At 70.3% G+C, this 16,811-nt stretch carries 14 protein-coding genes; all 14 read left to right on the plus strand.

All coding sequences use genetic code 11. The features are described 5' to 3' along the window. Positions 1 to 66 precede the first annotated feature (66 nt). Positions 67 to 1,188 (plus strand): Nickel transporter NicT, encoded by a 1,122-nt coding sequence (gene nicT, locus HNR15_RS05800; protein WP_343048440.1) that lies wholly within the window; start codon positions 67 to 69, stop codon positions 1,186 to 1,188. A gap of 9 nt (positions 1,189 to 1,197) precedes the next feature. Beyond that, positions 1,198 to 2,136, plus strand: coding sequence for a bifunctional riboflavin kinase/FAD synthetase (locus HNR15_RS05805; protein WP_179479868.1), 939 nt, complete (start codon positions 1,198 to 1,200; stop codon positions 2,134 to 2,136). A gap of 54 nt (positions 2,137 to 2,190) precedes the next feature. Then, on the plus strand, positions 2,191 to 4,020 hold the full coding sequence (locus tag HNR15_RS05810) for an AMP-dependent synthetase/ligase (RefSeq protein ID WP_179479870.1): 1,830 nt from the start codon (positions 2,191 to 2,193) through the stop codon (positions 4,018 to 4,020). Between the two features lie 49 nt (positions 4,021 to 4,069). Then, positions 4,070 to 6,025: a TIGR03960 family B12-binding radical SAM protein gene (locus HNR15_RS05815; protein ID WP_179479872.1), complete on the plus strand. Its 1,956-nt coding sequence runs from the start codon at positions 4,070 to 4,072 to the stop codon at positions 6,023 to 6,025. Between the two features lie 89 nt (positions 6,026 to 6,114). Continuing rightward, complete coding sequence (locus tag HNR15_RS05820; protein ID WP_179479874.1) at positions 6,115 to 6,399, plus strand: excalibur calcium-binding domain-containing protein; 285 nt, start codon at positions 6,115 to 6,117, stop codon at positions 6,397 to 6,399. A 140-nt stretch (positions 6,400 to 6,539) separates the two neighbouring features. Beyond that, positions 6,540 to 7,301 carry a TIGR03936 family radical SAM-associated protein gene (locus HNR15_RS05825; RefSeq protein ID WP_179479876.1) on the plus strand — a complete coding sequence of 254 codons (762 nt, stop codon included), beginning with the start codon at positions 6,540 to 6,542 and terminating at the stop codon, positions 7,299 to 7,301. Positions 7,302 to 7,365: 64 nt separating this feature from the next. Next, the gene (locus tag HNR15_RS05830; protein ID WP_179479878.1) at positions 7,366 to 8,334 is read left to right on the plus strand and encodes a glycosyltransferase; all 969 of its coding nucleotides are present in this window, start codon (positions 7,366 to 7,368) and stop codon (positions 8,332 to 8,334) included. A gap of 101 nt (positions 8,335 to 8,435) precedes the next feature. Beyond that, complete coding sequence (locus HNR15_RS05835; RefSeq protein WP_179479880.1) at positions 8,436 to 9,698, plus strand: glycosyltransferase family 2 protein; 1,263 nt, start codon at positions 8,436 to 8,438, stop codon at positions 9,696 to 9,698. A 327-nt stretch (positions 9,699 to 10,025) separates the two neighbouring features. Then, positions 10,026 to 12,482: an Rne/Rng family ribonuclease gene (locus HNR15_RS05840; protein WP_179479882.1), complete on the plus strand. Its 2,457-nt coding sequence runs from the start codon at positions 10,026 to 10,028 to the stop codon at positions 12,480 to 12,482. 103 nt (positions 12,483 to 12,585) lie between these two features. Beyond that, the gene (rplU, locus tag HNR15_RS05845) at positions 12,586 to 12,894 is read left to right on the plus strand and encodes a 50S ribosomal protein L21 (RefSeq protein WP_179479884.1); all 309 of its coding nucleotides are present in this window, start codon (positions 12,586 to 12,588) and stop codon (positions 12,892 to 12,894) included. A 52-nt stretch (positions 12,895 to 12,946) separates the two neighbouring features. Beyond that, positions 12,947 to 13,219: a 50S ribosomal protein L27 gene (gene rpmA / locus HNR15_RS05850; RefSeq protein ID WP_179479886.1), complete on the plus strand. Its 273-nt coding sequence runs from the start codon at positions 12,947 to 12,949 to the stop codon at positions 13,217 to 13,219. A gap of 75 nt (positions 13,220 to 13,294) precedes the next feature. Then, positions 13,295 to 14,845: a GTPase ObgE gene (obgE, locus tag HNR15_RS05855; RefSeq protein WP_179479887.1), complete on the plus strand. Its 1,551-nt coding sequence runs from the start codon at positions 13,295 to 13,297 to the stop codon at positions 14,843 to 14,845. Then, positions 14,835 to 15,980 carry a glutamate 5-kinase gene (gene proB / locus HNR15_RS05860; protein WP_179479888.1) on the plus strand — a complete coding sequence of 382 codons (1,146 nt, stop codon included), beginning with the start codon at positions 14,835 to 14,837 and terminating at the stop codon, positions 15,978 to 15,980. Before obgE ends, proB begins: the two co-directional genes overlap by 11 nt. Further along, positions 15,977 to 16,804: a DedA family protein gene (locus HNR15_RS05865; RefSeq protein ID WP_179479889.1), complete on the plus strand. Its 828-nt coding sequence runs from the start codon at positions 15,977 to 15,979 to the stop codon at positions 16,802 to 16,804. The genes proB and HNR15_RS05865 overlap by 4 nt, the downstream gene beginning before the upstream one ends. Positions 16,805 to 16,811: the final 7 nt, after the last annotated feature.

Consider the following 16,811-nt stretch of genomic DNA (forward strand, 5'->3'; position numbering starts at 1 on the left):
GTGCGACTCAGTCGCATCTGAGCTGTAGGGTCGCCGGAGTCGATAAATCACTCCGGGAGGCATCACGTGGTCCAGTCCGTCGCAGACCTCACCACGGGCGGTCGGCCGGGCCGGTTGCGTTCCTTCGCAGCCGAATTCACGCCGGCGGACCGCCGGTCGGTGGCCGGGATGGCGCTGGCCGTCCTCGCGCTGCACGTGATCGGCTTCGTCACTCTCTTCGCGGTCGTCGCCCCGCACCACTACCCGGTGGGCAGCCAGGGCGTCTTCGGCGTCGGCCTCGGCATCACGGCGTACACCCTCGGCATGCGGCACGCCTTCGACGCCGACCACATCGCCGCGATCGACAACACCACCCGCAAACTCCTGACCGACGGCAAGCGCCCGCTGAGCGTCGGCTTCTGGTTCTCCCTCGGTCACTCCTCGGTCGTCTTCGGCCTGTGCGTGCTGCTGTCCTTCGGGGTGCGCGCCCTCGCCTCGTCGGTCAAGAACGGCGGATCCACGCTGCACACGGCGACCGCGGTCGTCGGCACCTCGGTGTCCGGCCTGTTCCTCTGGCTCATCGCGCTGCTCAACCTGGTGGCGCTGGTCGGCATCGTGCGCGTCTGGCGGCGGGCGCGCGGCGGCGAGTTGGACGAGGAGGCCTTGGAGGAGCACCTGCGCAACCGCGGCTTCTTCAACCGCTTCCTCGGCCGGCTCACCCGCTCGGTCACCCGACCGACGCAGATGTACCCCATCGGACTGCTCTTCGGTCTCGGCTTCGACACCGCCACCGAGATCAGCCTGCTCGTCATCGCGGGCGGCGCGGCCGCGGTTGCGCTGCCCTGGTACGCCATCCTCACCCTGCCGGTCCTGTTCACCGCGGGCATGAGCCTGCTGGACGCCGCTGACGGGATCTTCATGGGCAAGGCCTACAAGTGGGCGTTCGCCAAGCCGCTGCGCCGGCTGTACTACAACGCCACCGTCACCGGGCTGTCGATCTTCGTCGCAGTCGTCATCGGCAGCATCGAGCTGTGCTCGATCTTCGCCGACCAGCTGCGCATCACCCGTGGCCCGATCGCCGCGGTCGGGTCGATCAACCTCGACGGCATCGGCTTCGTGATCGTCGGCGTGTTCGTCCTGACCTGGCTCCTGGCCGTCGGCGCCTGGTACGCGTTCGGCCTGAACAAGAGGGAACTGACCGCCAGCTAGAGTTGCGGCGTGCTGCGCCTGACCGAAACCGCCGACCTGCCGTCGGGATTCGGTCCCAGCGTGGTCACCATCGGCAACTTCGACGGCGTACACCTCGGGCACCGCACGCTCCTGGCGGCCGTGGTGCAACGAGCGCGGCGCGAGGGGCTCGCCAGCGTCGCGGTCACCTTCGAGCCGCACCCACTGGCGGTGCTGCATCCCGACCACGCCCCGGTGCTCGTGAGCTCGCTGAAGGACAGGCTGGCCACGATGGAGCAGATCGGGCTCGACGCGGTGCTGGTGATGCCGTTCACCCTGGAGCTGGCCGCGATGTCACCCCGCGACTTCGTGCGAGAGGTCTTCGTCGACGGACTGCGTGCCCACGCGGTCGTCGTCGGCCGTGACACCCGGTTCGGCGCCCGCAACGAGGGCGACGTCGACACGCTGCGCGAGCTCGGAGCGGAGTTCGGCTTCGAGGTGCAGGTGCAGGAGGACGTCGGCGAGGGAGGCCGTTACTCCTCGACCGAGGTCCGCTCGGACCTGGTGGCGGGCGACGTCGCTGCCGCGTCCCGCATCCTGGGCCGCCCGCACGCCGTGACCGGCATGGTCGTTCGCGGTGCGCAGCGTGGACGCGAACTTGGTTACCCCACAGCGAATCTCGCCCAAGACGCGACCGGCTTCGTGCCCGCCGACGGCGTCTATGCGGGGTGGCTCGTGCGCATCCAGCACGGCGGTGAGCGGCTCCCCGCGGCCATCTCGGTCGGTACGAACCCGACGTTCGACGGCACCCAGCGCACGGTCGAGGCGTACGTGCTCGACCGCACCGACCTGGACCTGTACGACGAGGTGGTCGCCGTGGAGTTCACCGACCGGTTGCGCAGCAACGTCCGGTTCGACTCGATCGAGCCCCTGATCGAGCAGATGGGTCATGACGTCGATCGGGCGCGGGCGTTGTTGACTGGGCAGTAGGGTGGCCCACGCCGTTACGGCACCCCCTCGAACCCACCGTGGAGCAGCCAGCACATGATCAGCGCGCAGGACGAGAAGTACGACCAGTCCGCCATCGACGGGCGGGCACCGTCGGTCGCCCGACTCTTCCTCGACCGGGTCAAGCAGACCCCGTCGGCGCACGCCTACAGCTATCCGTCCGGCGAGGACTGGAAGCAGCTGACGTGGGCGCAGGCCGAGGAACGGGTGCGCGCCATCGCAGGCGGCCTGGTCGCCGTGGGAGTCCAGCCGGGTGACCGCGTCGCGATCGCCTCCGCCACCCGTGTGGAGTGGGCGCTGGCCGACCTCGGCGTGATGCTCGCCGCTGCTGCGACCACCACGATCTACCCGACCTCGACCCCGGACGACGTCCTCTACATCGTCTCCGACTCCGGCAGCACCGTCGTGATCGCCGAGGACGAGGCCAAGGTCGCCCTGCTCAAGCAGGGCCGCGACGCCATCCCGGACGTTGCCAGGGTGGTCGTGATCGACGGCGAGAGTGACGGCGACTGGGTGCTGTCCCTGGCAGATCTGGAGAAGCTCGGCACGGACTACGTCGGCGACCACGAGGGCGTCCTCGAGGAGCGGGTCGACCAGCTCGGGCCGCAGGACCTGGCCACCCTCATCTACACCTCGGGCACGACCGGCAAGCCGAAGGGCGTGCGGCTGCCCCACGACGCGTGGATGTACGAGGTCGCGGCGACCGGCTCGACGGGTCTGCTCACCCCCGATGACCTGCAGTACCTCTGGCTTCCGCTCTCGCACGTCTTCGGCAAGCTGCTGCTGACCCTGCCGATCCAGGTCGGCTTCCCGACCGCGATCGACGGTCGTGTCGACAAGATCGTGGAGAACCTCGCCGTCGTTCGCCCCACCTGGATGGGCGCGGCACCGCGGATCTTCGAGAAGGTCTACGGCCGCATCACCACGATGATGGACGACGAGGGCGGGGTGAAGGCCAAGCTCTTCCACTGGGCCAGCGCCAACGGCAAGCAGGTCGCCGAGCGCCGCTCGGAGGAGAAGCCGGTCGGCGCGCTCCTCGGCGCGCAGCACCGGATCGGCGACAAGATTGTGCTGGCCAAGATCCGCGAGCGCTTCGGCGGGCGCGTGCGCTTCTTCATCTCCGGGTCGGCCGCCCTCAACTCCGAGGTCGCCAAGTGGTTCGACGCCATGGGCATGCCGGTCCTGGAGGGCTACGGCATGACCGAGACGAGCGCCGCGACCTGCGTGAACCGCCCGTACGCCAACAAGATCGGCACGGTCGGGTGGCCGCTGCCGGGCACTGAGCTGAAGCTCGCCGACGACGGAGAGCTGCTGGTCAAGGGCCCTGGTGTGATGCAGGGCTACCGCGGGTTGGACGAGGCCACGGCCGAGACCCTGACCGACGGCTGGCTGCACACCGGCGACATCGCCGAGATCCTCCCCAGCGGCCACGTGCGCATCACCGACCGCAAGAAGGACCTCTTCAAGACCTCCAACGGCAAGTACGTCGCGCCGGGTCAGATCGAGGCCACCTTCAAGGGGCTGTGCCCCTACGCCTCCCAGCTGGTGGTGGAGGGTGAGAGCCGCACGTTCGTCTCGGCCCTCATCACCCTCGACGAAGAGGCCATCACGGACTGGGCGAAGAGCCACGGGATGGCGGGCCAGGACTACCGCACGATCGTGACCTCCGACGCCGCGCGCGAGATGGTGCAGGGCTACGTCGACAAGCTCAACGACGGCCTGAACCGGTGGGAGCAGATCAAGCGCTTCCTCATCCTGGACCACGACCTCACCGTCGAGGACGGCGAGATCACCCCGAGTCTGAAGCTGAAGCGCAAGGTCGTCATCACCAAGTACGGCGACGACCTGGACGCGCTCTACGCCTGAGCCGCGGACGCGTCGCGGCGCGGCCCCCGGACGGCTCTACCCTGGTGACATGCCGGGCGCGTCGATCTTCTACGACCTCGAACCACTGCTGGAGCAGGTGAGCAAGCCGATCCAGTACGTGGGCGGGGAGCTCAACTCCACCGTCAAGGACTGGCAGTGCGGCGGGTACGACGCCGACGGTCACGAGTTGACCGTGCGGTGGGCGCTGATGTACCCCGACGCGTACGAGGTCGGTGTGCCCAACCAGGGCGTGATGATCCTGTACGAGGTCCTCAACGAGCGGGCGGACACCCTCGCCGAGCGCACCTACTCGGTGTGGCCCGACATGGAGGCGGCCATGCGTGCCGCCGAGCTGCCGCAGTTCACCGTCGACGCGCACCGCCCGGTCGGCGAGTTCGACGTCTTCGGACTCTCCTTCTCCACCGAGCTCGGCTACACCAACATGCTCACCGCGCTGGATCTGGCCGGGATCCCGTTGCACGCGGCGGACCGCGGCGAGGGCGACCCGATCGTCCTGGCCGGTGGCCACGCGGCGTTCAACCCCGAGCCGGTGTCGGACTTCATCGACGCCGCGGTCGTCGGCGACGGTGAAGAGGCCGTCCTCGCCATCACCGACCACATCTCCGCCTGGAAGCGGCAGGGCCGACCTGGTGGCCGTCGGGAACTGCTGCTGCGCCTCGCGCGCACCGGTGGTGTCTACGTGCCGGCGTTCTACGACGTGGACTACCTGCCCGACGGCCGCATTCAGCGCGTCGCGCCGGCCGCGGACACGGTCGGCGTGCCGTGGCGGGTCTCCAAGCACACCGTGATGGACCTGGACGCCTGGCCCTACCCCAAGCAGCCGCTGGTGCCGCTGGCGGAGTCCGTGCACGAGCGCATGTCGGTGGAGATCTTCCGCGGGTGCACCCGAGGCTGCCGCTTCTGCCAGGCCGGGATGATCACCCGGCCGGTGCGCGAGCGGTCCATCACCGGTATCGGCGAGATGGTCAAGAAGGGCCTGGAGGCCACCGGTTTCGAAGAGGTCGGGCTGCTGTCGCTGTCCTCGGCCGACCACTCCGAGATCGCCGACATCGCCAAGGGTCTCGCCGACCGCTACGAAGGCACCCAGACCGGGCTCTCCCTGCCGTCCACCCGGGTCGACGCGTTCAACATCGACCTGGCGAACGAGCTGACGCGCGGCGGGCGCCGTTCCGGCCTGACCTTCGCACCCGAGGGAGGCTCGGAGCGGATCCGCAAGGTCATCAACAAGATGGTGAGCGAAGAGGACCTGATCAAGACCGTCGCCGCGGCCTACGGCGCGGGCTGGCGGCAGGTCAAGCTCTACTTCATGTGCGGTCTGCCCACCGAGACCGACGAGGACGTGCTGCAGATCGCCGACCTGGCCAAGCGGGTGATCGACGTCGGCCGAGAGGTCAGCGGTCGCCGCGACATCCGCTGCACCGTCTCGATCGGCGGTTTCGTGCCGAAGCCGCACACCCCCTTCCAGTGGTGCGCGCAGCTGGACCCCGAACAGACCGATGCTCGCCTGGCCAAGCTGCGGGAGGCGATCCGCTCCGACAAGCGCTACGGCGCGGCGATCGGGATGCGCTACCACGACGGCGAGCCGGGCCTGGTCGAAGGACTGCTCTCCCGCGGCGACCGCCGGGTCGGGCGGGTCATCGAAGCCGTCTGGCGCGATGGCGGCCGGTTCGACGGCTGGAGCGAGCACTTCTCCTACGAGCGCTGGATGCGGTGCGCGACGGCTGCCTTCGAGGGCACGGACGTCGACGTGGCCTGGTACACCACCCGGGAGCGCAGCGAGCATGAAGTGCTGCCGTGGGACCACCTGGACTCGGGGCTGGACAAGGACTGGCTCTGGGCCGACTGGCAGGACGCGCTGGATGAGACCGAGGTCGACGACTGCCGCTGGACACCGTGCTTCGACTGCGGCGTCTGCCCGCAGATGAACACCGACATCCAGGTCGGGCCGACCGGCAAGAAGCTGCTTCCCCTGAGTGTCGTCTGATCGGGGCCTGAAAGCCCCACGCACGCTTCGCGGTCGATATTCTTCGGCGGCGGCATCTGGGCCGCCCTCCACGAAACGAGTTCACAGCGATGCCCCGTGCCCTGCCCGTCGTCCTGACGGTGTGCGCCTCCCTCGTCCCCGCCGCCACGATCGTCGCGCCCGCGCATGCCGCGCCGGCCATCGTGGACTTCCACGGCTGCAAGAACCTGACCAAGAAGTACCCGCACGGGGTCGGCCGCAAGGGCGCACGTGACACCGGTCCGCACGGTGCGCGCAAGAAGCACCCGGTGACCAACTTCTACGTCAACACCGCGCTCTACAACGCCAACAAGCACTCGGACGCGGACAAGGACGGCATCGCCTGCGAGCGCTGAACCCCTAGCGGGACGACGCCGGCCGGCGACCCGACGCGTGACGCTGACGGTGTTCGTCACGATCGACGGCGTTCGAACGCCGTCGATGAACGCGAACGCCGTCAGCGTGCGACGCCGGGCGACGGCTACCGTGGCCTCCCGTGCCACCCCGTCAACGCGTCCCGGAAGGGCCCGCCCCCGACCCGGCCGTCCAGAAGCTGCGCATCCAGTACGCCAAGCGCGGACGGCTGCGGTTCTCCTCCACGCGTGACTTCCAGCGCGCGTTGGAGCGTGCGTTGCGGCGGGCGTCGGTGCCGATGGCGTTCTCGGCCGGCTTCCACCCCCACCCCAGGATCAGCTACGCGAACGCCGCCCCGACGGGTACGGCGAGCGAGGCGGAGTACTTCGAGATACAGCTGCGCGAGCACCGCGACCCGGCGGTGCTGCACCGCGACCTGGACGAGGCGCTCCCGGACGGCCTGGACGTGGTCGTCGTACGGGAGGCGGCGACCGGCGCACTCGCGGACCTGCTGGAGGCGAGCGACTGGGTGCTGGACTTCGCCGACGTGGACCTCGCGACCCTCACCGCGGCCACCGCCCGACTCCTGGCGAGCGACCGCATCGAGGTGACCCGGATGATGAAGCGCGGTCCACGCACCTTCGACGTCCGCGAGGCGGTGCTGCACGCGCAGGCCGGACCGGCCGACGGCCCGCCCTACGCCTCCCGACTGGGTCTGCGGCTGCGCCACCTGACCCCCGCGGTGCGCCCGGACGACGTCCTCAGCGCGCTCGTGGAGGTCGCCGACCTTCGCCCGGCACGCCCCCCGTTGGTCACCCGGTCCCGTCAGGGACCGCTGCGCCCGGATGGGACCGTCGCGGATCCGCTCGCGGCCACGCCGGACGAGGTCCGCGCGCCGGACTGATGTTGCCGCGGAATCGGATGTGCACAACCGGACCCGGTAGGGAGTTGGCCGGGTTTAGGGTCGGGTGGATTCAGAGGCGTTCCAGAGCCACCGGCGGCTCTCGCACGAGCGGACCAGCACGGTCTCCGGCCCGCAGGACGGTCACGAGGGGATGGGCACCGACGAACCTTCGGCTGGGGAGCGGGAATGCGGCGAGGCGCCGCTGATCTCGATCTGCATACCCACCTACCAGGGTGAGCGGTTCCTCGCCGAGACCGTCCGCTCCGCGCTCGCCCAGGACAGCGACGACTTCGAGGTCGTGGTCCTCGACAACGCGAGCACCGATCGGACCCCTGAGATCCTGGACGGCTTCGACGATCCGCGACTCGTCGTGCAGCGCAATGACGAGACCGTCGACCTGCCGACCAACTGGCGGCGCGTCATCGAGGTGTCCCGCGGGCGGTACGTGAAGCTGCTCTGCGCCGACGACCTGATCCATCGCTCGGCCACCCGCCTGCAGGCTGCGGTGCTCGCGGAACACCCCGAGGTCAGCGTGGTCGCGAGCAGGCGCGCCCTGATCAACGAGGACGGGCGGGTACTCGCCCACGCCATGGGACTGTATGGCCTGCTCGGACCGCAGACCGGTCGGCGCATCGCGCGACGAACGGTGCTCGGTGGCGGCGTGAATCCGGTGGGGGAGCCGGCCGCCGTGACGTTCCGCCGGCGGGACTACGACGCCGTCGGCGGATGGGACGGCTCGCTGGTGCACCCGATGGACCTGGACCTGTGGGTGCGGCTGTTGAGCAGGGGAAGCTTCATCGGGCAGCCGGACGAGCTCGCGGCCTTCCGGGTCAGCCCGCAGGCGCTCTCAGCCGCCCACTCGCCCGAGCAGTACCAGGAGTTGGGCGAGTTGGTCAGGCGGATCGCCGCCGATCCGGCCTGGGGCCTCACCCGGCGCGACCGACTCCTGGCGGACGTGAGCCGCAAGCTCACCTGGACGGTGCTGCCGGTGCGTCAGCGGTGGATGCGCGCCGGGGCTGTCTGGCCGACATGACCATGCCCGAGGGCGGCGTTGGACGTTGCCCGGCGGATCGCGCTGACACTCGGTTAGGGTCCGAGACATTCATCAACTCGACGGGAAGAGGTCGCCTCGGCATGCGCATCAAGGGGCCGATCTTCGCTGCGCCGAGCGTGCCCGTCTGGGCCGGCGCCACGTGGGTGGGTGAGGTGTTTCTCGACGATGTGCCCTCGCAGGGGGCTCCTGTCGACTTGGTCCTGGACGGTGCCGACGGATTCGCCCGGGCGCGTCTGCTCGTGCGGGATCGGCGGCAGGTGTGGGGTTTCGTGACGGTCGACCTGTCGGACGGGAGGGTCGATGCCGATCGGGTGGCGGCCGAGATCGCGCGACTGCCGGAGGCCACCGCGCCGCAGACTGACCAGCTACTTGCCAGGCCCGAGCCGATCAGCGTGGTGCTCTGCACGCGCGAGCGACCGACCGACGTACGCACCGCACTGCGGTCCCTGCTCCATCAGGAGTACGACGGCGAGTACGAGATCGTCGTGGTGGACAACGCACCGGTCACCGACGCCACCCGCGAGGTGGTCCGTGCGCTCGGCGACGAGCGGATCCGGCTCGTCACCGAGCCGGCGCCCGGTGTCTCGCGGGCCCGGAACGCGGGGGTGGCGGCAGCGCGCCACGAGCTCATCGCGTTCACCGATGACGACGTCGTGACCGATCCGCTGTGGCTGACCGGGCTCGCGCGTGCCTTCGCTCGCGAAGGAGACAACGCGTGGTGCGTGAGCGGTCTGGTCCCCACCGGCGAACTGCGGACCCCGCCGCAGGCCTGGTTCGACCAGCGCGTCGGATGGAGCCGGGATCTGCGGCCGCGGACGTACATGTTGCGCGAACCGCCGGAGGATGTTCCGTACTTCCCCTTCGAGGTGGGCCGCTACGGCACCGGCGCCAACTTCGCGGTGCGCCGCTCGGCGGTGCTGCGGCTCGGCGGTTTCGACCCCGACCTCGGTGCGGGCACCCGCAGCAAGGGAGGGGAGGACATCGATTTCTTCTACCGCGTGATCGCCCGAGGCGGTTCCCTCGTCTACGAACCGTCGGCGCTGGTCTGGCACCGGCATCGCGACACCCAGGAGGCGTTGGAGTCGCAGATCGACGGGTACGGCTGTGGGCTGTCGGCGTGGGCGACCAAGCTGTTGCTCAGTCCTCAGGACCTGATGCGTGGGGTGCGGGTGCTCGCCCGTCGGGAGGCCCGCGCACGCGGGAGGTTGCGTGCACACCGCCCCCTGCTCGCACGCACGCCCCAGCCGCAGGCGACCGGCGTCGTCGACGTGTCGTCGATCGAACACCGCGCTCTGCTGTCCGGGCCCTGGGCCTACATCGGATCGCGGTTCTTCGGTCGTTGAGATCTTCCGGCGCGTGGTGTCGTCCTCCAGGTTCGCGATCGGCACCCGCGCGTGTGAGACAATCGGATCGGTCGTTCGGCGCAGCACAACGTGTCGGATGCCCCGTCCTCCCCGCACTCAGCGGCGGCGCTGACTTCGCCGCTCCTGAAGCCGGGTCCAAGGACGACGGTCACCTCGGTGCCGCGCTCCGCGCGAGCCAGGCAGACCGCAACAGCCGACTTTTCGGTCGCGACATCCCGCGACCGGCCATACCCGCACCACGCGGGCGTGCGGGCCTTCGGGCCCCCTTGTTGTGGACGCACCGCGTGCTGACGCGAAGGAGGGGCCATGGGCCCCGAGAACGACCAGACCAGCACGAACACCACCGACGACACCGCGAACGCGCCGTCCGCCTCGGTGGTGCCCCCGGCGTTCGGGTTGCTGTTCCAAGCACCCGACACCACCGCACGGGCGCCGCGCATCCCCGCCTCGCCCCCGCCGGAGGACACCTCCGACGAGCGCTCGCGGGCGTCGGAGGACAGCCGCGACCGCTCCAACGGGTCCAACTCTGACGCCGACCCGGACGCGGGCGACGGTGCCCGACCCCGTCGCCGCGGTGGACGCGGACGCAAGAGCAAGAGCGAGGGTGCGCCGTCGGCTGACACCGAGCAGGGTGAGGGCACTCAGGACGAGGGCGGGCGCAAGAACCCGCCGCGTGCGTCGAAGAAGCAGTCCGGCGGGGATGACTCCGACGCCGGCGACGCCTCGGTCGACGAGACCGGCCCCGACGAAGCCACCGACTCCGAGGGCCGCGCCGAGGGTGACGGCCGCCGCCGCACCCGCCGCCGTCGGCGCAGCGGCTCCGGGGGAGGGGACAGCGAGGACCCGCCCGGCACCGTGACCAAGGTGCGCGAGCCGCGCGCCGGCCGCGACGAGGTCACCGCGATCAAGGGCTCCACCCGGTTGGAGGCCAAGAAGCAGCGCCGCCGCGAGGGCCGCGAGGCCGGTCGCCGCCGGACCGTCATCACCGAGGCCGAGTTCCTCGCCCGTCGCGAGAGCGTCGACCGGGTGATGGTCGTGCGTGAGCGCGACGGCCGCACCCAGATCGGCGTCCTCGAGGACGGCGTCCTCGTCGAGCACTACGTCTCCCGCGACTCCCAGCAGTCCTCGATGGCCGGCAACATCTACCTCGGCCGCGTGCAGAACGTGTTGCCCAGCATGGAGGCGGCGTTCGTCGACGTCGGTCGCGGTCGCAACGCCGTGCTCTACGCCGGCGAGGTCAACTGGGATGCCGCCGGCCTGGAGAACGGGCAGGCCAAGCGCATCGAGAACGCCCTGAAGTCGGGCGAGACGGTGCTGGCCCAGGTCACCAAGGACCCCATCGGTCACAAGGGCGCCCGCCTCACCTCGCAGATCTCCCTGCCAGGCCGTTTCCTGGTCTACGTGCCGGGTCACGCCATGACCGGCATCTCCCGCAAGCTGCCCGACACCGAGCGTGCCCGGCTGAAGAAGATCCTGAAGGAGGTCGTGCCCGCGGACGCCGGTGTGATCGTCCGTACGGCGGCCGAGGGCGCCAGCGAAGAGGACCTCAAGGCCGACGTCGAGCGACTGCAGGGCACCTGGGACAAGATCCAGTCCGACGCCAAGACCGGACACGCCCCCTCGCTGCTGCACGGTGAGCCGGACCTGGCGCTGCGGGTCATCCGGGACGTCTTCAACGAGGACTTCACCAAGCTCGTCATCTCCGGTGACCGGGCCTGGGACCAGGTGCAGGGCTACCTGCAGGCCGTCGCCCCCGACCTCGCCGGACGCCTGGAGAAGTGGACCGGTGAGCAGGACCTGTTCACCGTGCACCGCGTCGACGAGCAGCTCGCCAAGGCCATGGACCGCAAGGTCTGGCTGCCCTCCGGCGGATCGCTCGTCATCGACCGCACCGAGGCGATGACCGTCGTCGACGTCAACACCGGCAAGTTCGTCGGCTCCGGCGGCAACCTGGAGGAGACGGTCACCAAGAACAACATCGAGGCTGCCGAGGAGATCGTGCGCCAGTTGCGGCTGCGCGACATCGGCGGGATCATCGTGGTCGACTTCATCGACATGGTGCTGGAGTCCAACCGGGATCTGGTCGTACGCCGCCTGCTGGAGTGCCTGGGTCGCGACCGCACCAAGCACCAGGTCGCCGAGGTCACCTCGCTGGGGCTGGTGCAGATGACCCGCAAGCGGGTCGGATCCGGTCTGATCGAGGTCTTCTCCGAGGAGTGCACCGCCTGCGGTGGACGCGGGATCATCGTGCACGACCACCCGGTCGACAAGGGTGGGGACACCTCGGGCACCACCAGCGGCTCGGGCAGCAGCAACGGCAATGGCAACAACAGCGGCAACGGCGGTCGCGGCCGGCGCGGCAAGAACCGCTCCGAGGCCCCTGCGGCACCGCAGCAGCAGCCCGCACCCACCGGCCCGTCGGCGGCGCAGATCGCCGCGGCCGCGCACGCCGCCGCGCTGAGCGCGGGGGAGAAGGCCGGCGACGCGGCGCAGGAATCGATCGAGGCCGTGCACGACGACGTACGCCGGGTCGAGGCCGCGGCCGGTCCCGCCCCCCAGGCGGAGCCCGCCCCCGAGCAGCCCGCTACCGTGCTGGCCTCCGAGGCCCCGGCACCCGCCGTGGCGGAGCCGGCACCCGTGGTGGCGACCGCCCCCGCGACGGCCCCGCCGGCGCGTCGCAAGCGCAAGCGGGTCGTGGCGCCCGCCGGACCCCCCGTCGCCGGGGATGCGGCGAATTTGGAAGCCGCCATCACCGACCAGTAGAATCGAACGCTGGCGCGCCCACCGTCCCGACGTCCTGCACCGCAGGGTCGCTGTCGGGCGGTCTTACCAGAGCGAGTGCGCCTCAACGAAAGGCAGTTTCGACGTGTACGCGATTGTTCGCGCAGGCGGTCGCCAGGAGAAGGTCTCCGTGGGCGACGTCCTCATCATCGACAAGGTCTCCGTGGAGGCCGGTCAGAGCATCGACCTCAAGCCGCTGCTCCTGGTGGACGGCGAGACCGTCACCAGTGACGCCGCCAAGCTGGCGAAGGTCACCGTGAAGGCTGAGGTGGTGAAGGCGGCCAAGGGCCCCAAGATCACCATCATCAAGTACAAGAACAAGACCGGTTACCGCAAGCGCCAGGGCCACCGTCAGCCGCTGACGCAGGTCAAGGTCACCGAGATCAATTCTTGAGTTCGGTCTGACCGACTGATCGTCTCTCCCCTCCACACGTAAGGCTTCAGACATGGCACACAAGAAGGGCGCGTCGTCCTCTAAGAACGGCCGCGATTCCAATGCGCAGCGACTCGGCGTGAAGCGCTTCGGCGGTCAGGTCGTCAGCGCCGGCGAGATCATCGTCCGCCAGCGCGGCACCCACTTCCACCCCGGTGTGAACGTCGGCCGCGGCAAGGACGACACCTTGTTCGCGCTCGTTCCCGGCGCTGTGAAGTTCGGGCAGAAGGGCGGTCGCAAGACCGTCAACATCGTCGATGCACAGCTGGCGGACGTCTCCGTCTGAGACGTTCAGCCACGTTGTGACGGGGGCGGGTCCGGGTCGGACCCGCCCCCGATTTTTCTTTGAAGGAGTACCTCCGTGGCCACTAATTTCGTCGATCGCGTGCAGCTGCACGTGGGTGCGGGCAGTGGTGGTCACGGCGTCGCGTCCGTGAAACGCGAGAAGTTCAAGCCGCTCGGTGGACCGGACGGCGGCAACGGCGGCCGTGGCGGGGACGTCGTCCTCGAGGTCGACCCGCAGTCGACCACCCTGCTGGAGTACCACCGCAGTCCGCACCGCGTCGCCGGCAACGGCCGTCCCGGCGCCGGTGACGAGCGCAACGGCGCCGACGGGGAAGATCTGGTGCTGCCGGTCCCGGAGGGCACGGTCGTGACCGACGGTCAGGGCACGGTGCTGGCCGATCTGGTCGGCATGGGCACCCGCTACATCGTCGCCCGCGGCGGTCGCGGCGGCCTGGGCAACAAGTCGCTGGCCTCGCCGCGTCGTAAGGCGCCCGGGTTCGCGCTGCTCGGGGAGCCGGGCGACGCGCTCGACATCGTGCTGGAGCTGAAGACGCTCGCCGATGTGGCGCTGATCGGATTCCCGTCCGCCGGCAAGTCCAGCCTGGTGTCGGTGATGTCGGCGGCCAAGCCGAAGATCGCCGACTACCCCTTCACCACGTTGGTGCCGAACCTCGGCGTCGTGACCGCCGGGTCCCTGAGGTACACGATCGCCGACGTCCCGGGTCTGATCCCCGGCGCGAGCCAGGGCAAGGGCCTCGGGCTGGAGTTCCTGCGGCACGTGGAGCGCTGCTCGGTGCTCGCCCACGTCGTCGACTGCGCCACGCTGGAACCGGACCGCGATCCGATGTCGGATCTGGACGCCATCGAGCACGAGCTGTCGGAGTACGTCGCGGACGACTCCCTCGGCGGCCGGCCGCTGTCCGAGCGCACCCGCATCGTGATCCTGAACAAGGCCGACGTACCGGACGCCCAGGAGCTGGCCGAGATGGTGCGACCGGACCTGGAGGCCCGCGGACTGCAGGTGTTCATCGTCTCGGCCGCCTCGCACGTGGGGCTGCGGGAGTTGAGCTTCGCGCTCGCCGCGCACGTACAGGAGGCCCGCACCGAGGCCGCCGAGATCGTGCCCCAGCGGATCGTGTTGCGCCCCCGGGCCGTGGACGACTCCGGCTTCGAGGTGCGCCGCGAGAACACGCCGGACGGCGAGCTCTTCCGGATCGTGGGCGACAGGCCCACCCGGTGGGTGCGTCAGACGGACTTCGCCAACGACGAGGCGGTCGGCTACCTCGCCGACCGCCTGGCACGGCTCGGCGTGGAGGACGCGCTCTTCAAGGCCGGCGCCGTGCCCGGGTCGACCGTGCTCATCGGGCCGGTCGAGAACTCCGTGGTCTTCGACTGGGAGCCGACGATGGCCGCCGGCGCGGAACTGCTCGGCGCGCGCGGCAGTGATCTGCGGCTCGACGAGCCGGCCCGCCCGACGCGCGCCGAGCGGCGTGAACAGTTCCACGCCCGCAAGGACGGCCAGCGCGAGGCCCGCGAGGATCTTGCCGCCGAACGACGCGCCGAGGTCTGGACCCACCGCGACCCCGTCGAGGTGACCGAGTCGGCGGATTCCGACGATGACGGCTGAGGACGAGCAGGGGCTGCGGCAGCGACTCGCCGCTGCCTCGCCCCTGGTGGTCAAGGTCGGTTCCAGCTCGCTGACCGATGCCCGCGGGCGCCTCGACCTCGCCGCGCTCACCGCGCTGGTGGACACCCTGGCAGCGCACCGCGCCGCGGGACATTCGGTCGTGCTGGTCTCCTCCGGCGCCATCGCGGCCGGGATGGCGCCCCTGGACCTGCCGAGGCGGCCCAGCGACCTGCCGACCCAGCAGGCCGCGGCGAGCGTCGGGCAGGGAGTGCTGCTCGCGGCGTACACCGCGGCGTTCGCGGCGCGCGGCCTGGTCGTCGGGCAGGTGCTACTGACCGCCGACGACGTGACCCGGCGCGGTCACTACCTGAACGCGAGGCGCACCCTCGAGCGACTGCTGGCGATGGGCGTGGTGCCGGTCGTCAACGAGAACGACACGGTCGCCACGCAGGAGATCCGCTTCGGTGACAACGACCGGCTCGCCGCGCTGGTCGCGCAGCTCATCGACGCGCACGGCCTGCTGCTGCTCTCCGACGTCGACGCGCTCTACGACGGTCCGCCGTCGCTGCCTGGGAGCGTGCGCGTGCCGTTCGTCCCGACGGTCGACGCGCTGCAGGACGTGCGGATCGGCGGGTCGGAGTCGGGAGTCGGCACCGGCGGCATGGTGACCAAGGTGGAAGCGGCTGCGATCGCGACCTCGGCCGGTGTGCCCACGCTGCTCACCTCCGCCACCCAGGCCCGTGCCGCCCTGTCGGCGGCCGACGTGGGCACGGTCTTCGCGCCGACCCGCGGCCGTGGCCGTGCCCGAAGGATCTGGCTCGAGCACGCGACCGCTCCCCAGGGCCGGCTGGTGCTCGACGACGGAGCGGTCGCTGCGGTCACGGAGCGGCGTAAGTCGTTGCTGCCCGCCGGGATCCGTGCCGTGGAGGGAACCTTCAGCACCGGTGACGCCGTTGACGTCGTGGACCCCTCCGGTGGGGTGGTGGCACGGGGGCTGGTGAACTACGACTCCCGCGAGCTGCCCGCTCTGCTGGGGCGGGGCACCAAGGAGCTCGCCCGGGAGCTCGGGCCCGCGTACGAACGTGAAGTGATCCATCGCGACGATCTCGTGGTGCTGAGCAGGAGGCGTCGATGAGTGGCACCGATCCGTGGTCGGCACGCCCCGATCTGCCGCCGGGGCAGAAGCCGCCGGCCGCGGTGGACCTGACCAAGCCCGTGCGCCAGAGGGTCCGCTCCGAGCCCGGCGAACTTCCGCCCGTCGAGGAGGACGCGCCCCGGGAATGGTGGGACGACCCGCGGATGCCATGGACCGGCAAACCCGGACGCAAGGACCTCTGGTGCTGGGGGTGCATCGCGGTCCTCGGCATCTACGGCCTGGCCACGCTGCCCCTGCGCGCCTTCCTGCTCGGCCTCAACACCTACGCCCTCGCGGCATTCAGCGGCTCCAACATCGCGATGGTCGACATCGGCGCCCGGTTGCGCACCGGGCACGAGCCGTACTGGTGGGTCGGCCTGCTGATGGCCGCTCTCACGTCGATCAAGTTCGACTGGATCTTCTGGTGGGCCGGGCGCCTGTGGGGGCACGGCATCATCGAGGTGGTCGCAGGGCGATCGCGCTGGGCTGCCCGGACGGCGGCCATCGCCGAACGACTGGCGAAGCGGTTCGGCGGTCCGGCGGTGTTCCTGGTCTGGTTCGTGCCCTTCCTGCCCTCCGCCATCGTCAACGCGTTCGTCGGCGACGTGGGCATGCGGCTGCGCAGGTTCCTGCTGATCGACTTCGCGGCCGCCATCGTCTACCGGGGGATCTGGATGTACGCCGGTTATCGGATCGGCGCTCCCGCCAAGGACTTCGTGCACACCCTGTCCCGCTACAGCACCTACCTCACGTACGCCACGATCGCGATCGTGGTGGTCGGCACCATCGTGCGCAGCCGTCGGCAGCCGGTCCGCCGCACCTGAGATGCAC

This window comes from Allobranchiibius huperziae, from assembly GCF_013410455.1.
Taxonomy (GTDB): Bacteria; Actinomycetota; Actinomycetes; order Actinomycetales; family Dermatophilaceae; genus Allobranchiibius; species Allobranchiibius huperziae.